The organism is Crassaminicella profunda, from assembly GCF_019884785.1.
GTDB classification, from domain to species: domain Bacteria; phylum Bacillota; class Clostridia; order Peptostreptococcales; family Thermotaleaceae; genus Crassaminicella; species Crassaminicella profunda.
Window position 1 is genome coordinate 2,178,666 of record NZ_CP082326.1, and the last position, 16,211, is coordinate 2,194,876.

The window sequence follows — 16,211 nt, forward strand, 5'->3', positions numbered from 1 at the left end:
CCACTCTATTGATTATTTTTATATTGAAAATTTCCTTTCTCTATTATAGCAGAAACTTCTTGAGAAATACCATTTGACAAAATTATAATTTTTCTTTATAATTGCACTTAACAATAAAATATAAAAAAGCTACGATTAAGGATAGTACATTTCATTACGAATTACAGAGAATTGAGGATTGGTGGAACCTTGATATTCAAAATGATTTGGAATGGGCTTATGAGTGGAAGCTGAAACTTTAGTAGGCAACACGGTTTTCTCCCGTTATAGAGATAGGTTATCGGATCATTTCCCGTATCTGAAAAAGTAGAAATTTTTATTTTCTAAATATGAGGTGGCACCACGTTTATTCGTCCTCTATATGCATAATGCATGTAGAGGACTTTTTATTTTTTTGAATCTTAAGGAGGTATCAAAATGGAAAAACGAGAAACTTTTTCTTCAAAACTAGGATTTATACTCTCTTGTGCAGGAGCTGCCATAGGGCTTGGAAATGTATGGATGTTTTCTTGGAGATTAGGAGAATATGGAGGAGCCGCATTTTTAATTCCTTATTTTATCTTTGTATATTTTTTAGGAACTACTGGACTCATTACAGAAATCAGTTTTGGAAGAAAATACAAAAAAGGTGCATTAGGAGCTATCAAAACAGTCTTTAAGGAAAAAAAATTGAAGTTTGGTCACCTATTAGGAAGTATTCCTCTTGCTGCCATGACAGGAATCTTTATTTTCTATATTGTAGTAGTTGGATGGATTTTTAGATATTTTTACGCGTCCCTAATAGATGTATTTGAAGTAGTAGATATTCCTACATACTTTGGAAACTTTGCTGGAAGTATAGATACAGTTCCATGGATCATCTTAGCAATGATTAGCACTGTTCTTATCTTATGTATGGGGATTGGTTCTGGTATAGAAAAAATCAATAAAATCGTTATGCCAGGGTTATTTATTTTATTTATCATCCTATTAGTAAAATCCTTAACCCTCCCAAATGCTATAGAAGGTGTAAAATATCTATTGATGCCAGATTTTTCATATCTTCTAAAACCTATTACTTGGGTTATGGCATTAGGTCAAGCTTTTTTTTCTGTATCCCTAAGTGGTGCAGGAATGGTAGTTTACGGAAGTTACTTAGGAAAAGATATAGATATTCCATCCTCTGCAAAAAGTATTGTTATCTTTGATACACTAGCTGCTCTAATGGCTGCTTTTATCATTATTCCAGCTGCTTTTTCCTTTGGCCTTGATCCAGCTGCTGGTCCACCCCTTTTATTTATTACTGTGCCTAAGATCTTTACTCAAATGACTGGTGGATATGTGTTTTCTATTATATTTTTCTTAAGCATTGTATTTGCAGCTATTTCTTCTGCCATTAATATGATGGAAGCACCTATTGAAGCTTTAATGGAAGAATTTCACTTCACAAGAAAAAAAGCAGCTATTTTCACAGGCATAGCTTGCTTATGTATTGCTATTGTTTTAGGTATAAACATGAATTTATTTGGAATATGGGCTGATTTTATGAGCGTATATTTAGCTCCTATTGGTGCAAGTATTTCAGCTTTTGTTTTTTATTGGATATCTTCTGATCAAGAGGCATTAGTCGCCATTAATCTAGGATCAAAGAATCCTTTAAAAAGTAGTTTCTTGATTTTAGGAAAATATATTTATATTATTATCGCAGTATTTATTGTTATTTTAGGAGCTATCTATGGAGGCATTGGTTAGATTATCACTTATATAAAAAATAAAAGGTACTATATTTGTACTTCCACAAATATAGTACCTTTTCAGTACACAAAACTTCATTTTTAGCAGTATATTCATCAACTTTAACCCTTAATCCCCTTTTCCATCTGAACATTCACTTCACCTCATTTGTATTAATCCTCTCACATCATTTTACACCACTATGGATTATTTTGTAAAATATTACATAATTTAAATGATTCATACAATAAAATGAATTTTATAATTTATATCTGTACTTGCCCTATTCTTACTAGTTTCGTAACAAAAACCGATAGTATAGCAGTCAAAAGAATGATCAAAACACCATATGCCATAGTAATCCCTATTTCATACTCAAACAAAGCATTCACCATTGCTATTGAAATAGGCTTATTCCATACGGTGTACAAATACACTGATATAGTATATTCTCCAACACTTCTTATAAACCCGAGCATTATCCCAGCTGTTATTCCTGGCATAATAATAGGAATAGTTATTTTCCTAAAAGTATAAAGCCATGACGCCCCTAAACTTTTAGAAGCTTCCATATATGTATCATTTAGGTTATATAAAGAAACACTAATGGTTTTTAATGCAAGGGGTAAAACTTTTACATAATAGGCCAAAGGCAAAATCACATAGCTTCCTATCAGTATGCTATTGAAAGAAAATATATTCCCTTTGTTAAAAGCGTTAATCATATTTATAGCTATAGCACTAGCTGGCATTGCCCAAGGTAACATGGCTAAAATCTCTACAAGTATTTTGAATCTATATTGAGTCTTCACAATAAGATATGAACAAGGAATGGCTACAAAAGCACCTAATAATGCTGCTATCATAGACATATTGATACTGTTTATAAATGGAGCTAGCACCCTAGATTTTGTAAATATATTTTTATAATTGTCCAAAGAAAATTCTCTTGGATAGATTTCTATCATCCATGTCCCTGTCTTTACAAATGAAAGTATTATAATTGTAATCACAGGTAATATAATCAACACTATTAGAATAGTTGATAGCATCATAAATACCCCTTTTGCCCATTTATTTTCAATCTTTATAGATCTAATACCTACCCCTTTCACTGAAGATGTGAAATTATTTTTTTTCTCATAATATCTAAATACTAACAAAAATACAATAGATACTATAGTCAATACGATCACTTGAACAGCTGCCATTTCCATATAATTATTTGCTTTTGCTAAAAGAATTTGTGTTGTAAGAACTTTATAATGATCTCCTATTAAACTAGGCGCTGAAAAAGAACCTATCCCCAACATAAAAGTAATAATACTTGAAGCAATCAAAGCAGGTTTTATAAATGGTAGGATTATACTCGTAAATATTTTAAGTTTTGATGCCCCAAGGTTCTGAGCAGCTTCAATTACTGAATAATCTATATTTTTTATGGCCACAGATACATTCATATAGAAATATACATATTGTGTATATGCATGGACAAAAAGTATTCCGCCAAATCCTGAAAAAACATACGGTGCTTGATTAAGCCTAAATAATATTTCTATGGTTTTTGTAATCATACCACTTTCTCCATAAAGCTGAATAAAAGCAAGAACAATGATAATTCCTGGTAACATAATAGGAGTTAATAATAGTTTATTTGTCAGTTTCTTAAAAGGAAAGTCAAAGTAATTTACATAAAAAGCTAAAATGGTTCCTATTACTCCACAAACAATAATATTAGAAAAACCTAATAGTAAAGTATTCCCTAATGCTTCTATATTAGCTTTCACTGTGAAAAAATCTTTATAAAAAGACAAGGTCATTCCTTTATCCCCCATAAAACTAAGAATAACCGTATTACATGTAGGATATGCTATATATCCTACTAAGAACCACATTACTACTAAAGCTAAGCTCATTCTTCCTATCTTCATTTTTTTATTTTTCATTATACTATACAAAAGTTAGTCCCCTCACTCTAACAACTATAGTCCTTTTCAAAATTTAAATAAATAGCTGATGCATCATCATTTTTTTTAAATCTAGGATAATAAATACCATCTGAATCCTTTTCTTCAATATATCGAAGAGTATGATAAAGTTGTTCTACCCCAGTCTTTTCAATTTCTTTTATTAATTCATTCCTATTTATATAGTCATATTTATCAGAAAGTGCTGAAAAACCATCACTAGCAATCAATACTTTTGTATTTTTATCTACTTTTATCTTTCCACATAACCCTTTTTTTGCTGCTATTTCATCAAAGCCTAATATCCAATATCCATCCTCTGTATTTTTTAAAAGTCTATTGCTAATAATCAAATCCATCAATTCTTCTTTTGCTTGGCCTACATTCATTTTTTCTTTTACCATTAATTCTTTCATAGATTTAAAAACATGATCATCTAGTCTTGTTACCTTTTCATCCATGATGGTTTGTATTTTTTCTTCCTGCTCAACTATCAAAACAACATCTCCTAATGAAAAATATTCTAATCCACCCTCATGCCACTTAAGAACTACAATAGAACTTGAAGGAAAATCTAGATTGGATAAAGTTTGATGTTGCGTAATTGTTAAAAATTCACTTTTAATCATTTTAATTCCTTTTTCTATTATGTTTGAAATACTTTCGTTCTTATGGATATTATGAGATAAATATTGATCCCACCATGTAACAAACCATTTTGCATCACTTTCTTTATGGACTATATTTTTTTTATTTAATCCTGTAGCACCATCTAATACCCATGCACCATATTCATTCATATTTACCATATCTTCATTAACTACTGTTCCTGGTCTACAAAGAATCTGCTTATTTATAATTTTCATAGTTTATGTTGCACTAAGCAACTTCCCCTCCTTATTAGCTTAAAACCCTTATAGCATTTTTGTTCATATATATATAAACTTCATCATCTACATTGATCTTACAATCCTCATCCATATGATTTAGTTGGCTAACCTTAAATCTTAATCCTTTTACATAAACCATATATTCAATAGTCGCACCATTAAATTGGATTTTATCTACTTTTCCTTTCCATACATTTTCTAACCATTTAACATCTTTAGATATTCTTATGTCTTGAGGTCTGATTGAAATATACTTTCCTTTAAGGGTTTCTTTCAAATCTAAAATCATTCCATTGCTCAATTTCGCCAATTTATCATCTATTACTGCCTCTAATAAATTGGTATCTCCTATGAAAGTAGCCACGAAAGTATTCTTTGGTTCTTGATAAATTTCTTTTGGTGTTCCTATTTGCACACATTCTCCTCTATTAAATACAGCAAGCTTATCAGACATGGTAAGGGCCTCACTTTGATCATGTGTAACAAATATAGTTGTAATGCCTAAGCTTTTTTGTAGCTGCCCTATTTCTATTCTCATCTTATCACGAAGATTTGCATCTAAATTAGATAAGGGCTCATCTAATAACAATACTTTAGGTTCTATAATGAGAGATCTTGCTAACGCTATTCTTTGTTGCTCTCCTCCTGAAAGTTCTGATATTTTTCGATCCTCATAACCATCTAAACTTACAAGATGAAGATATTTTTCAACCTTAGCTAAAATTTGTTTCTTAGGTATTTTTTTAATCTTTAGCCCATATGCAATATTTTCATATACATTCATATGGGGAAATAAAGCATAATTTTGAAATACCATTCCTACCTCTCTATTCTCTGATGGAATCAGGGTAATATCTTTATTTCCTAAAAAGATTCTCCCCTTATCTGGTTTTATAAATCCTGCTATCATCCTCAATATAGTAGTTTTTCCACATCCCGATGGTCCTAGAAAAGTAAAAAAGTTTCCTTCCTCTATAGAAAAATCCACATGATTTACAGCAATTGTATTCCCAAAGGTTTTTGATATGTTTTCTAAAGTAACTTTTGCCATACCTTCCTCCTAATAAATTTTCTAGATAAAAATATAATGAGGAAAAAATCCCTCATTATATGATCATTTATTATTTTTTATCTTTATTAGCATCCTTAATTTCTGTATCCCATTTTTGCATCCATTCTGATTGTTTTTCTGATAAAACGCTCCAATCCACATCCATCATTCTATATTCTTTTTCCTTCATCCATTCTGGAGAGTTCTTAATCCCTTCTGGATGAGTTGGCATACGATTAAATTCTGTAGCAAGTTTTGCTTGAATATCAGGTCTTCCAGCAAATTCAATAAATGCTTTTGCTGCATTTGGATTTTTTGCATTCTTAATCATAGCAATACTATCTGTAATAATAGGTGAACCACTTTCTGCATCTACTACTACTAATGGTAAATTGTTTTTCACCTTATTATCAACTATTGCATTTAATGGTGCATAACTGATTCCTGCTTCTTTACGTCCTAAGGCTTGGAATTGTAATGAACCACTTCCATAATATTTCTTTGTATTTTGATCTAATTCACTCATAAATTTCCAACCATCATCTATTTTTCCTGTCTTTTCATATTGATAAAGAAGACTTGAGAATGTTGCTCTAGCTGATGATGATAATGCATTTCTAAACACCAATTGCTCTTTATATTCAGGCTTTGTAAGATCTGACCAATCCTTTGGTGCATTTTCTTCACTAATTACTTCCCTATTATAAAATAACATCACTGGAGTTTGAATCGTTCCAAACCAATAGCCTTCTGCATCTTTAAAAGATGGATTTAACCCCTCTGCCCATGTAGGTATGTATTTTTCAAATAAATCTTCTTTTTTCAATTCAATAAATACAGAAGATGCCGCACCATACATGACATCTGATTGAGGATTTTCTTTTTCTGCACGTACTCTATCAGGTAATTCTCCTTTAAAATTTAAAAACTCTACTTTTACACCTGTTTCTTTTTCAAACTCTGTAGCTACATATTCTAATAATTTTTCAGGATGGGTAGAATAAACTACCACTTTTTCTTCTAATTTCACTTCTTCTTTAGTATTTTGTTCTTCTGTTTTTACATTCTCATTTGCTTTACTATTCCCACACCCAGCTAGCCCAAAAGCTAATAATAATGTTAGGATAATGCTGATAATTCTTTTCAAATCTTACAACTCCTCTCTGTCTATACATTCCATTTGATAATACCAAATTTTTCTATTGTTTTCAATTTATATAGAATTTTTCTATCATCATAGCGTTCATTATCATATTTTTCTATAATTTTCTCCTCGTACTCTTGTTTCTTGTCATAATATGCTCCCTATTCATTTATTTTTTTAGCATGATCTCCTATTTCTATCTACTAAAAATCTAAAAAATTCATCAATATTTAAATACAGGGATAATCAATCAATTTTTAAGAAAAAATAATTTTAACATCTATTTCGTAACATAAATCACAGAATTTTAAGGATATTCTTGCTATACTATAATCAAAATTAACCTTTTGAGAGGAGGATTTATATGAGTCAACAATTATTTAAAAACATTGATTTTTCTAAAGTTATTGAAATGGAGTCCCTCGTTCAGTATCAAGAAGGAAGAGTAGTCAGTAGAACCCTCGCACAAGGCAAACCTTTAAGTGTGACCCTATTCGCCTTTGATAAAGGTGAAGAAATTAGTACCCATGCAGCAGGAGGCGATGCATTAGTCTATGTTCTTGATGGGGAAACAAAAATTACTATAGGTGAAGAAGCCTTTACTGTAAAAAAAGGAGAAACTATCGTAATGCCTGCCAATGTACCTCATGGTCTTGTAGCTACAGAAAAGTTTAAAATGTTGTTGGTTGTAGTCTTTAGCCTATAGGCTTATGGAACAAGCTCTATACCAATAACTTTTCAAAAGGGTTATGCTTAAATACTAAGCATAACCCTTTTTCTTATTGTTAAGATTTCTTCCCTTTAGAATATCTTTTACTATTAGATTTTTCAGATCTTCCACGAGAATTTCCTTTTGTAGTATCTTGTTTTTTTGTTCCTGCAAATTTCCCCTTACCTTTTTTGCTACCCTCATTCTTTTTATTGTTGGATGATCGCTGATCCTTGCTACTTTTCTTGCGTCCAGATCTTTGATCTTTTTCTTTTCCAAACTTTTTAAATTTATTGTATCCTCTATTACCCTTTTCTCTCCACTCACTACTTCCTCGATCCTCTTCCTTAACCATATTTATTTTCTTCATGGTCATTTTTATTCCTTTTTCAATCTGATTCAATGTTTCTCGATCTTTCTGTGTAACAAAAGTAATAGCAACACCATTTTTCCCAGCACGTCCTGTACGTCCTATACGGTGAATATAACTCTCTGCATCTTGAGGGATATCATAATTAAATACATGAGTCATCCCCTCTATATCTAATCCACGAGCGGCCACATCTGTTGCTACGAGAAATTGCACTTGTAATCTTCTAAATGATTTCATTACTTTCTCGCGTTTTGCCTGAGTCAAATCTCCATGGAGTTCATCTGAATTGTATCCATTCTTCTGTAATTCTTCATTAAGTGCACTTGCACGACGCTTTGTACGACAAAAGATCACTGCCATAAATGGTTTTTGATCATCTAGCACCTTATAAAGTGCCTCCCTTTTCCCTCGATCTGTCGTCTGAATAACTAATTGTGTTATTTCATCTAATGTAACATTATTACTTTTTACACTTATGGCTACAGGTTCTTTCATGTATTTTGCAGCCAATGAATTTATTTGCTTTGGCATGGTTGCAGAAAAACACATGGTTTGTCTTCTTTTAGGTGTATGGCGTATAATCATCTCTACTTCTTTTAAAAATCCCATGTGAAGCATCTGATCTGCTTCATCTAATACTAGCATAGAGAGTTTACCAAAATCTACACTTTCTCGTCTAATATGATCTAGTAATCTTCCAGGAGTACCAATAACCATATGTATATTCCCCTTAAGTTTTCTAATCTGCTGTACTACATCTTGTCCTCCATAAGCTGCCAAGATTTTAATTCCCTTAGCTGACAAAAGCTTCTTTGCCTCTGCTGTAATCTGAATTGCTAACTCTCGAGTAGGCGCAATAATAAGCCCTTGTACATGAGGTTTATTCACATCAATTTTTTCCATCATGGGAAGTAAAAAAGCAAGAGTTTTTCCCGTTCCTGTCTGAGCCTTTCCTATAACATCCTTGCCTGCTAACAATGGTGGTATGGCCTGTATCTGAATAGGTGTTGGTTCTACAATCCCATTTTCGTCTAATCTATCTTTAAGTTCATCTCCAATTCCAATATTTAAAAAATTATTTTTCATATTCATTTCCTTTCCTTTTTTATTTATTATTCGCATCAAAGAATAAATCCATCCCGTCATTCTATCATAGTTTCATTCTAAATAGCAATCTATTATGAAAAATACAAAAACCTATAGGTTACACAATAAGTAACCTACAGGTTTCCTATTTCATCAACATAAAACAATCTAGTGCATCCTGTGCTAAAATTTCTTCATCAGAAAATAAATATAAGAATTTTAGCAAAGTCTCTTTATTATTTGGAATTGCCCAAACTTTTTTCTGAGCATCCCAATAGCTTCCTTTAATAGATTTAATTCTTCTGACTCTTTCTACATCATAAGTAAAATTTATATATAGATTTTCATCATTTTCCTTTTCAATTTGAATGGTCATTTTTATACTCCTATTTCTACATTGTTATTTCTTATTATCACCTATTATCTTTCTATATCTCTTCTAAGAAAATTATTACTTATAAAACACGCTTTCTTTTCTTATGTTCATACATCAGTTTATCTGCTCTAGCCATTAATTCTTCAATCCCCACTGGATTTTCAGGATCAAAATGCGCAGCACCTATACTGATAGATATATTAAAAGCATACTTACTTTTTTCATTAAATATTTTTTGTTGATCTAAGAGTTTATTTATAATCTTTTCTATATTGTGTTCATCTACATCTATAGATAAAGCTACAAATTCATCTCCACCTATTCTTGCGATAACATCATTCTCACGAAAAGTATTTTTTAAAATATTTGCAGCACCTATCAAGGCACAATCTCCTTGACTATGAGATAAATTATCATTAATATACTTCATCCCATCAATATCAATGAAAAATAATGCCATTCCTTTTTTATTACGTCTTGCAAATTGGATTTTATGTTCAACGATATTAAAAAACCCTCTTCTATTGTAAAGAGTTGTAAGTTCATCTGTAAGCGATTGAATTTTTAATTTTTCACGAAGACGTACCTTTTCAGTAATATCTCTAATAGATAAAAGATATGCTTCTTTCCCTTCCCAATCCGTTTCTGAAATGCATACTTCTCCAATAATTTGATTCCCATTCATAGTATTTATCATAATTTCTTTAATACCATTTTCAATTTCATCAAAATCTAAAATATCAAATATGGATTCCTCATATTTTTCACCAAACAGTTTTTTTGCTGCAGGATTTAGATATAATATCTCTTTGTCATGGTTAATGACTACCAAAGCATCTGTATTACTTTCAAGAATGCCTCTATAATTTTTTTCAAGCTTTCGAATAGTTTCAAATGCTTTTTTTAATTTGTTATTTGCATATTCAAGTTCTTTGCTCTTTTGTACAGCATTCTCAAATGTAGAAAGCAAAAGATCTATGATTTGTATTCTTTCTGAATTAATAAAATGCTTTTCTCCTGCAAAGAATACTTCAATACCCATTTCACTAATTTTATTTTTTCTCAGTTCTATATTAACAAGCATATGTTGAATCCGTGAAAGAAGAAAGCTTTCATTGTATGGTTTTGTTATAAAATTATCTGCCTTAACCTTTAATCCTTTTATCACATCAGTAGGATCTGAAAGGGATGTCAATAAAATAACTGGAATGTGATTTAATTTATCATCCTCTTTGATTTTTTTACACAACGCATATCCATCCATTTTAGGCATAAGTATATCTGTTACTACTAAGTCAGGTATATATTTATGAATACATTCTAAAGCTTGTACCCCATTATTTGCAACGATTACTTTATAATCTCTTTTTTCAAGAATAAATTTAAGCTGCTGCGCTTGGGTTAAACTATCTTCAACAACCAAAATCTGTATTTCTTTATTCATTTTTTATGCTTCTCCTCCTCATATATAAACAGCTACACAATGATTTAAATCATATTTTTCCAAACAAATCTGCAATCTTTTCAGGGGAAAGAGTATATGTAGCTGCATTAAGCTTTACAGCTTCTCCTGGCATACCATAAACTACAGAAGTTTTCTCATCCTGCACTACAGTGATTGCTCCTTTATCTTTTAGCATTTTTAATTCTTCAGCTCCATCTTTTCCCATTCCTGTAAGAAGAATTGCCATAGCATTTTTCCCATAATGATTTGCAACAGATTTAAATAAGTATGAAACAGATGGTCTCACTCCATTTTTTTTCTCATCCCTATTTAAAAATATTTTTCCATTATGGCGAATCTCCGTGTGAAATCCATCAGGTGCAAAATAAATATGTCCAGGCAATACTACCTCTCCTTGTGAAGCTATATGAATAGGATACGTTGTAAATTTAGAAAGCCAGTCAATAAGTCCATTTAAAAATCCTGGAGCTATATGCTGTACAACAAGTATAGGAATTTTAATATTAGATGGCAATTTAGAGAATATGGTCTGAAGAACAGACGGCCCCCCTGTAGATACCCCTATAGCTGCAATTTTTATATCTGAAGAAACTTGCTTAAACTTCCTATTACTTGCTAAATTTAGTTTCCTATTTTTATAATTCCCTTTACGCTTTATCACCTTTACCTCTGACATTAATTTAACCATTTCAACAATATTTCCTGATACTTTATCAAAATCAGCATGATATATTCCTTCTGGTTTCTGTATAACTGAAACAGCTCCTGCTTCAATAGCCTGAAAAGTCCTATCGATCTCCTTAGAGTTAAACAGTCCAGTTATAACAATAATCGGTATAGGGTTTGTTTCCATGATTCTTCTCGTTGCCTCAAATCCATCCATTACAGGCATACTGATATCCATCGTTATAATATCAGGCTTATTTTTTTCTATAAATTTAATGGCTTCTTCTCCATTATTCGCTACCCCAATTACGTTAATATCTTTATCTGCATTTAGTATATGTTTTATTAATTCTTGAATAGTAGGAGAATCATCAACTACAAGTACTTTTATCATTTTTTACACTCCTGCTAACTCTTTTATATGAGTCTTTTTACAATTTCCAACAAATTATTTTGTTGAAAATCACTTTTTACAATATACGCACTAGCGCCCACATCTATACCTCGCTCCTTATCTTCCCTTGATTCAAGGGAAGTTACAAGAATAATAGGTATTTCTGAATTTTCATAATCTTCTCTAATTTTTGCAGTCAACTCAAATCCATTCATCTTAGGCATTTCAACATCTGTTATCACAAGATCAAATTTTTCAGATTTCAACATTTTCCATCCTTGTAGTCCATCAACAGCAGTTTTCACCGAATATCCTTGTGTCTCTAATATATTTTTCAAAAGTGTTCTTGATGTAATTGAATCTTCTACTACAATAATAGATTTATTCTCATTTTTATGGTTTCCTATATCCTTAATGATCTTTAGAGATTGAATACCACTTCTAAGTGATGATTTGATTAAATCTTGTACATCTAATATAGGTACCACCTGTCCTGAACCTAAGATTGTTGCTCCTGCAATATTTCTAACCTTTTTTAATTGTTTATTAAACCTTTTTACAAGAACTTCCTGTTCTATAATGATCTCATCTACACTAAGTCCTATCTTATTTTTCATCTCTTTCACAACTAAAATTGAAATTACATCCCTAAAGGGCTGTTCTATTTTTTCATTTTTCAATTCCAATAAATCTTGAAGTTTAAGAACAGGGATAATGCTTTCATCTAACATTATTGTAGCCCTATTTTCCACTATTTTCAATTGATCTTTTTTAATTCTAAGCACCTTTTCAACTTTTCCTGTTGGTATGACAAAATCTTGTTTTGCTACCTTTACAAGAATTCCTCTATTAGTAGAAATAGTTATAGGTAATACAATCGTAAATACGGTCCCCTTTCCCCTTTCACTTTTTACTGCTATAGTCCCTTCAAGCTTTTGTACTTTTTCATATACAATAGGCAATCCTAATCCTCTACCAGATAGATCCGTTATAATATCGCTTGTAGAAAGGCCTGATTTAAAAATAAGCATTTTTGCATTTTCATCATTCATTCGGTCAACTTGTTCTCGTGTCAAAAGTTTATTTTTAACAACCTTTTCTTTAACTTTGTCAATATCAATGCCTGCTCCATCATCAGAAATTTTAATCTCTACTTTATCACTACTTACCTGTGTAATCGTTAAGTTGATTGTTCCTTTTAAAGGTTTATTTAGCCTCTTTCTCTCTTTTTGTTCTTCTATCCCATGATCAATACAATTTCTAATAATATGCATAAGAGGATCTTTCATTTCTTCTAGAATCCTTCTGTCCACTTCTATTTCTTTTCCATTGCTGATAAATTCAATTTCTTTTCCCACATGTCTAGATAAATCCCTAACCATCTTAGGAAACATTTCGATTATAGAAGAAAAAGGAAGAAGCATGATGCCTTTTATATTTTCCATAAAAGTATCTATCATGGTTTCTGTCATTTTCGCTTCATTTTTAGCAGATTTTAACAATCTATCCATATGATTTTCTAACATTTCCATATTATGAAAATCCTTTTCTTTTCTCCATAAATCGAATAATTCCTTAATTTCTTTAATCTCCTTAGCCCTCTGAATCGCTGAAAGCTTTGCATAAATCATTTCTTCTCCTTGAAGTAACAAAACATCTAATTTAGCTTTTGAAATTCTAACAATTTCATCCTTACTATCTTCAGTAATTTTTGCCTTATGCATATTTTGTTTTTTTATATCTTCTTTTGATTTAAGATGTTCTTTAGCTTTTATCTTATTCTCTTTTTCTTCTTGTATATGATTAGGTTCTATATTCTTATGAGGCTTTATATGGGTACTTAAATTTATACTACGATCAGCCTGTATATGTACATCATTAGATTTCATGATCTCTTTTTTCTCAAAATTGCCACATTCTATTTTTTTCAATTCGTTCATAATTTCTGAAATATCTTTAACATGATCTTCATGTAAAGAAAGAATCTCTTCTATATTATCAAGTGCTTTATTAAAAATATCAAACATCTCTACATTGAATCTTAATGTTTTTTTCTTTGCTTTAGAGAATATAGTTTCTAGTATATGGCATATGGTTTCAATTTCTTTCATACTTACCGCTCTAGCTGCACCTTTTAAGCTATGAAACTCTCTATGTATGGTTTCAACAATTGTTTTTTGATCTTCTAAAGTAGGTATTTTTTCCAAATCCATTAATGCCAAAGAAAGGTTTCTTAGGTGCTCATGAGCCTCTATCTTGAAAGTGGAACGAAGTTTCTTAAAAAATTCAGCATCATTTGTATTCATTCCGATCCTCTCTTTCCTTAAACCTTATATTTTTCAGTTAACTGTTTCATCCTATATCCCATTTCTTGAAGATTATTTGTTGCCTCTTCTAGTTGCTTCATGCTATTCACATTTTGAATACTGGCTTCATTGATTCCTTCCATGGCTATTGCTACCTGGTCCATTCCAACTAACTGTTGCTGACTAGATGCTTCTATTTGAATAGCTGCCTGTGCAGATATATTTATGTTTCCCGTAAGCTTTCGTATAGAATCACCTGCTTCTGATGCTTGTTGGATGCCTGCATCAACAAATTTTATCCCTTTTTCCGTTGTCATTACAGCTGTATTGGCTGCCCTTTGTATCTCTTTTAATATATTTCTTACTTGCTTTGTTCCTTGTTTTGATTGTTCTGCTAAATTTCTAATTTCCTGAGCAACGATTGAAAAACCCTTCCCCTGTTCCCCTGCCTTAGCTGCTTCTATGGAAGCATTTACTGCAAGAATATTAGATTGCTCAGAAATAGCATCAACACTTTCTATCAATTCACTAATATTCTGGCTTTGCTCACTTAGAGCGATTATACTTTCTGCAATTGCCTGCATCTGACTATTAATGGCCTTCATTCCTTCTAAAGTATCTTCTGTTGCTTTATTTCCGATCTTTGATATTTCAAGAGACTCTTTTGCACTATTTGAAACATTTTTTGTCTTCTCACTTGATACATGGACTGTTTGTTTAACTTCCTCTACAGTTGCTGTGGTTTCACTCACTGCTGAAGAAGTTTCAGCCGCTCCTGATGTAACTTGGGTAAGGGAAACTGTAATTTCACTCACAGAAGATGCAAGTACATTTGCTACATTGATAATTTCTTTTGTTTGTTCTCTAAGAGAATCCAGCATCTTGCTAATGGCTTGTGTTAAAACACCTATTTCATCTGATCGTTTTTCTTGTGGTATTTCAACAGTTAAATCCCCTTGAGATATATCAAGGGCAACCTTTGTCATTTTAATCAATGGTTTTGCAATACTTGAAGCTATAAAAACAGAAAAAATGATGATTACTATTATAGAAAGAATCAATACCAGAATCATTAAGTTTTGCAATTTATGTACTAAATGAAATGCCTCATCTTCATCTATTTTAACAAGTATGGCCCACTTTAAATTATCAATATTTAATGGGGTATAAGCAACAATAGATTCAATATTATGATAATCAAAGTAAGTGTCCACGTCTGTCTCCCCAGCCATTACTGCATCTGTTCCCTTTGTTCTTATTTCTTTTAAAAGAATAGCAGATTTTCTCTCCTTTATTCTTTCATCTTCTTCCTCACTTAAAAACCTAGTATTGCTTCTTAATTTATAATCTGGTCCAATTAAAACGACCTCTCCACTTTTGCCTAGGTTTAAAGATTCCCATTTATTATTATTAGATATAATTTCATCTATTTTATCTGTTCCCATTTTAAAAATAAGCACGCCAATTTTTTTATCATCTTTAAAAATAGGGGACGCTATCCCTACTATAGGTTTGTTATTAGAAGGACCATAAAACTCATAATCCGTCATGATTGTAAAATCTTTATCATTACTATTTTTTGCAGCTTCAAAAGCCTTTGCAACGCTTGTATTTTTATAAGGTCCCGTTAAGAGGTTTGTCCCATAATCTTCTTCTTTCAATGCAGAATATAGAACTTTACCACTTTCATCATCTACAAGTAATAAATCTCCATAGGATAGTTTCTGGATAAAATTTAAAAATGTAAGATTATACTTTTCATATATACTATTCTCATCAGTATCATCAACTCCCACTTGATTAAATTTCATCATAGCCTCTATAGTCATTGGTTCCTGTGCCATGTATGAAATTCTTTTTTGCATGGTTTTAAAATAATCTTCTATTTCTTGTTTCTTTGTATCTCTTATAAAGGTCAATTGATCCGTAGCATCATTTTGTAAAGACTCCTTTGAATGATAATAACTAATCCCGCCTATAATCATTCCAGGTATAATAGAGAGTATTAAAAAATATAGAATCAATTTTCCTTTTAAACTCTTCATAATATTTGTTTTCATCCTATGATCCC

Annotated in this window: 11 protein-coding genes, 1 pseudogene and 1 other annotated feature; of the genes and pseudogenes, 2 read left to right on the plus strand and 10 right to left on the minus strand. The window is 31.2% G+C overall.

Annotated elements, in window-relative coordinates:
• Positions 1-122 precede the first annotated feature (122 nt).
• Positions 123-361: a binding site (T-box leader), on the plus strand.
• A 56-nt stretch (positions 362-417) separates the two neighbouring features.
• A complete protein-coding gene (locus K7H06_RS10360; protein WP_223039789.1) occupies positions 418-1,731 on the plus strand; it encodes a sodium-dependent transporter in 1,314 nt (437 codons plus the stop codon).
• A 248-nt stretch (positions 1,732-1,979) separates the two neighbouring features.
• Here the strand turns inward: K7H06_RS10360 and K7H06_RS10365 are convergent, their stop codons facing one another.
• The 4 genes from K7H06_RS10365 to K7H06_RS10380 form a co-directional block, all read right to left on the minus strand.
• Positions 1,980-3,671 (minus strand): ABC transporter permease, encoded by a 1,692-nt coding sequence (locus tag K7H06_RS10365; RefSeq protein ID WP_246637682.1) that lies wholly within the window; start codon positions 3,669-3,671, stop codon positions 1,980-1,982.
• A 17-nt stretch (positions 3,672-3,688) separates the two neighbouring features.
• Complete coding sequence (locus K7H06_RS10370) at positions 3,689-4,546, minus strand: protein phosphatase 2C domain-containing protein (protein WP_223039790.1); 858 nt, start codon at positions 4,544-4,546, stop codon at positions 3,689-3,691.
• A gap of 34 nt (positions 4,547-4,580) precedes the next feature.
• The gene (locus K7H06_RS10375) at positions 4,581-5,621 is read right to left on the minus strand and encodes an ABC transporter ATP-binding protein (protein WP_223039791.1); all 1,041 of its coding nucleotides are present in this window, start codon (positions 5,619-5,621) and stop codon (positions 4,581-4,583) included.
• Between the two features lie 70 nt (positions 5,622-5,691).
• Positions 5,692-6,768, minus strand: a complete 1,077-nt coding sequence (locus tag K7H06_RS10380; RefSeq protein WP_223039792.1) for an extracellular solute-binding protein — start codon at positions 6,766-6,768, stop codon at positions 5,692-5,694.
• A 361-nt stretch (positions 6,769-7,129) separates the two neighbouring features.
• Between K7H06_RS10380 and K7H06_RS10385 the strand changes: the two genes are divergently transcribed.
• Positions 7,130-7,471 (plus strand): cupin domain-containing protein, encoded by a 342-nt coding sequence (locus tag K7H06_RS10385; protein ID WP_223039793.1) that lies wholly within the window; start codon positions 7,130-7,132, stop codon positions 7,469-7,471.
• A gap of 337 nt (positions 7,472-7,808) precedes the next feature.
• Here the strand turns inward: K7H06_RS10385 and K7H06_RS10390 are convergent.
• From K7H06_RS10390 to K7H06_RS10415, 6 genes and pseudogenes are all read right to left on the minus strand, one after another.
• Positions 7,809-8,933: pseudogene (locus K7H06_RS10390) on the minus strand (DEAD/DEAH box helicase); the annotation flags it as partial.
• Positions 8,934-9,078: 145 nt separating this feature from the next.
• Positions 9,079-9,309 carry a hypothetical protein gene (locus K7H06_RS10395; RefSeq protein WP_223039795.1) on the minus strand — a complete coding sequence of 77 codons (231 nt, stop codon included), beginning with the start codon at positions 9,307-9,309 and terminating at the stop codon, positions 9,079-9,081.
• A gap of 79 nt (positions 9,310-9,388) precedes the next feature.
• A complete protein-coding gene (locus K7H06_RS10400; protein ID WP_223039796.1) occupies positions 9,389-10,753 on the minus strand; it encodes a diguanylate cyclase domain-containing protein in 1,365 nt (454 codons plus the stop codon).
• A gap of 49 nt (positions 10,754-10,802) precedes the next feature.
• Positions 10,803-11,834 carry a chemotaxis-specific protein-glutamate methyltransferase CheB gene (cheB, locus tag K7H06_RS10405; RefSeq protein ID WP_223039797.1) on the minus strand — a complete coding sequence of 344 codons (1,032 nt, stop codon included), beginning with the start codon at positions 11,832-11,834 and terminating at the stop codon, positions 10,803-10,805.
• Between the two features lie 23 nt (positions 11,835-11,857).
• Positions 11,858-14,140: a hybrid sensor histidine kinase/response regulator gene (locus K7H06_RS10410; protein WP_223039798.1), complete on the minus strand. Its 2,283-nt coding sequence runs from the start codon at positions 14,138-14,140 to the stop codon at positions 11,858-11,860.
• Positions 14,141-14,157: 17 nt separating this feature from the next.
• Positions 14,158-16,200: a methyl-accepting chemotaxis protein gene (locus K7H06_RS10415; protein ID WP_223039799.1), complete on the minus strand. Its 2,043-nt coding sequence runs from the start codon at positions 16,198-16,200 to the stop codon at positions 14,158-14,160.
• Positions 16,201-16,211 lie beyond the last annotated feature (11 nt).

Excerpts from the sequence above, each read along its gene's own strand:
- K7H06_RS10360 (WP_223039789.1), top strand. The coding sequence starts at position 418 with ATGGAAAAACGAGAAACTTTTTCTTCAAAACTAGGATTTATACTCTCT.
- K7H06_RS10370 (WP_223039790.1), bottom strand. The coding sequence starts at position 4,546 with ATGAAAATTATAAATAAGCAGATTCTTTGTAGACCAGGAACAGTAGTT.
- K7H06_RS10375 (WP_223039791.1), bottom strand. The coding sequence starts at position 5,621 with ATGGCAAAAGTTACTTTAGAAAACATATCAAAAACCTTTGGGAATACA.
- K7H06_RS10385 (WP_223039793.1), top strand. The coding sequence starts at position 7,130 with ATGAGTCAACAATTATTTAAAAACATTGATTTTTCTAAAGTTATTGAA.
- K7H06_RS10395 (WP_223039795.1), bottom strand. The coding sequence starts at position 9,309 with ATGACCATTCAAATTGAAAAGGAAAATGATGAAAATCTATATATAAAT.
- K7H06_RS10400 (WP_223039796.1), bottom strand. The coding sequence starts at position 10,753 with ATGAATAAAGAAATACAGATTTTGGTTGTTGAAGATAGTTTAACCCAA.
- cheB (WP_223039797.1), bottom strand. The coding sequence starts at position 11,834 with ATGATAAAAGTACTTGTAGTTGATGATTCTCCTACTATTCAAGAATTA.
- K7H06_RS10410 (WP_223039798.1), bottom strand. The coding sequence starts at position 14,140 with ATGAATACAAATGATGCTGAATTTTTTAAGAAACTTCGTTCCACTTTC.
- K7H06_RS10415 (WP_223039799.1), bottom strand. The coding sequence starts at position 16,200 with ATGAAAACAAATATTATGAAGAGTTTAAAAGGAAAATTGATTCTATAT.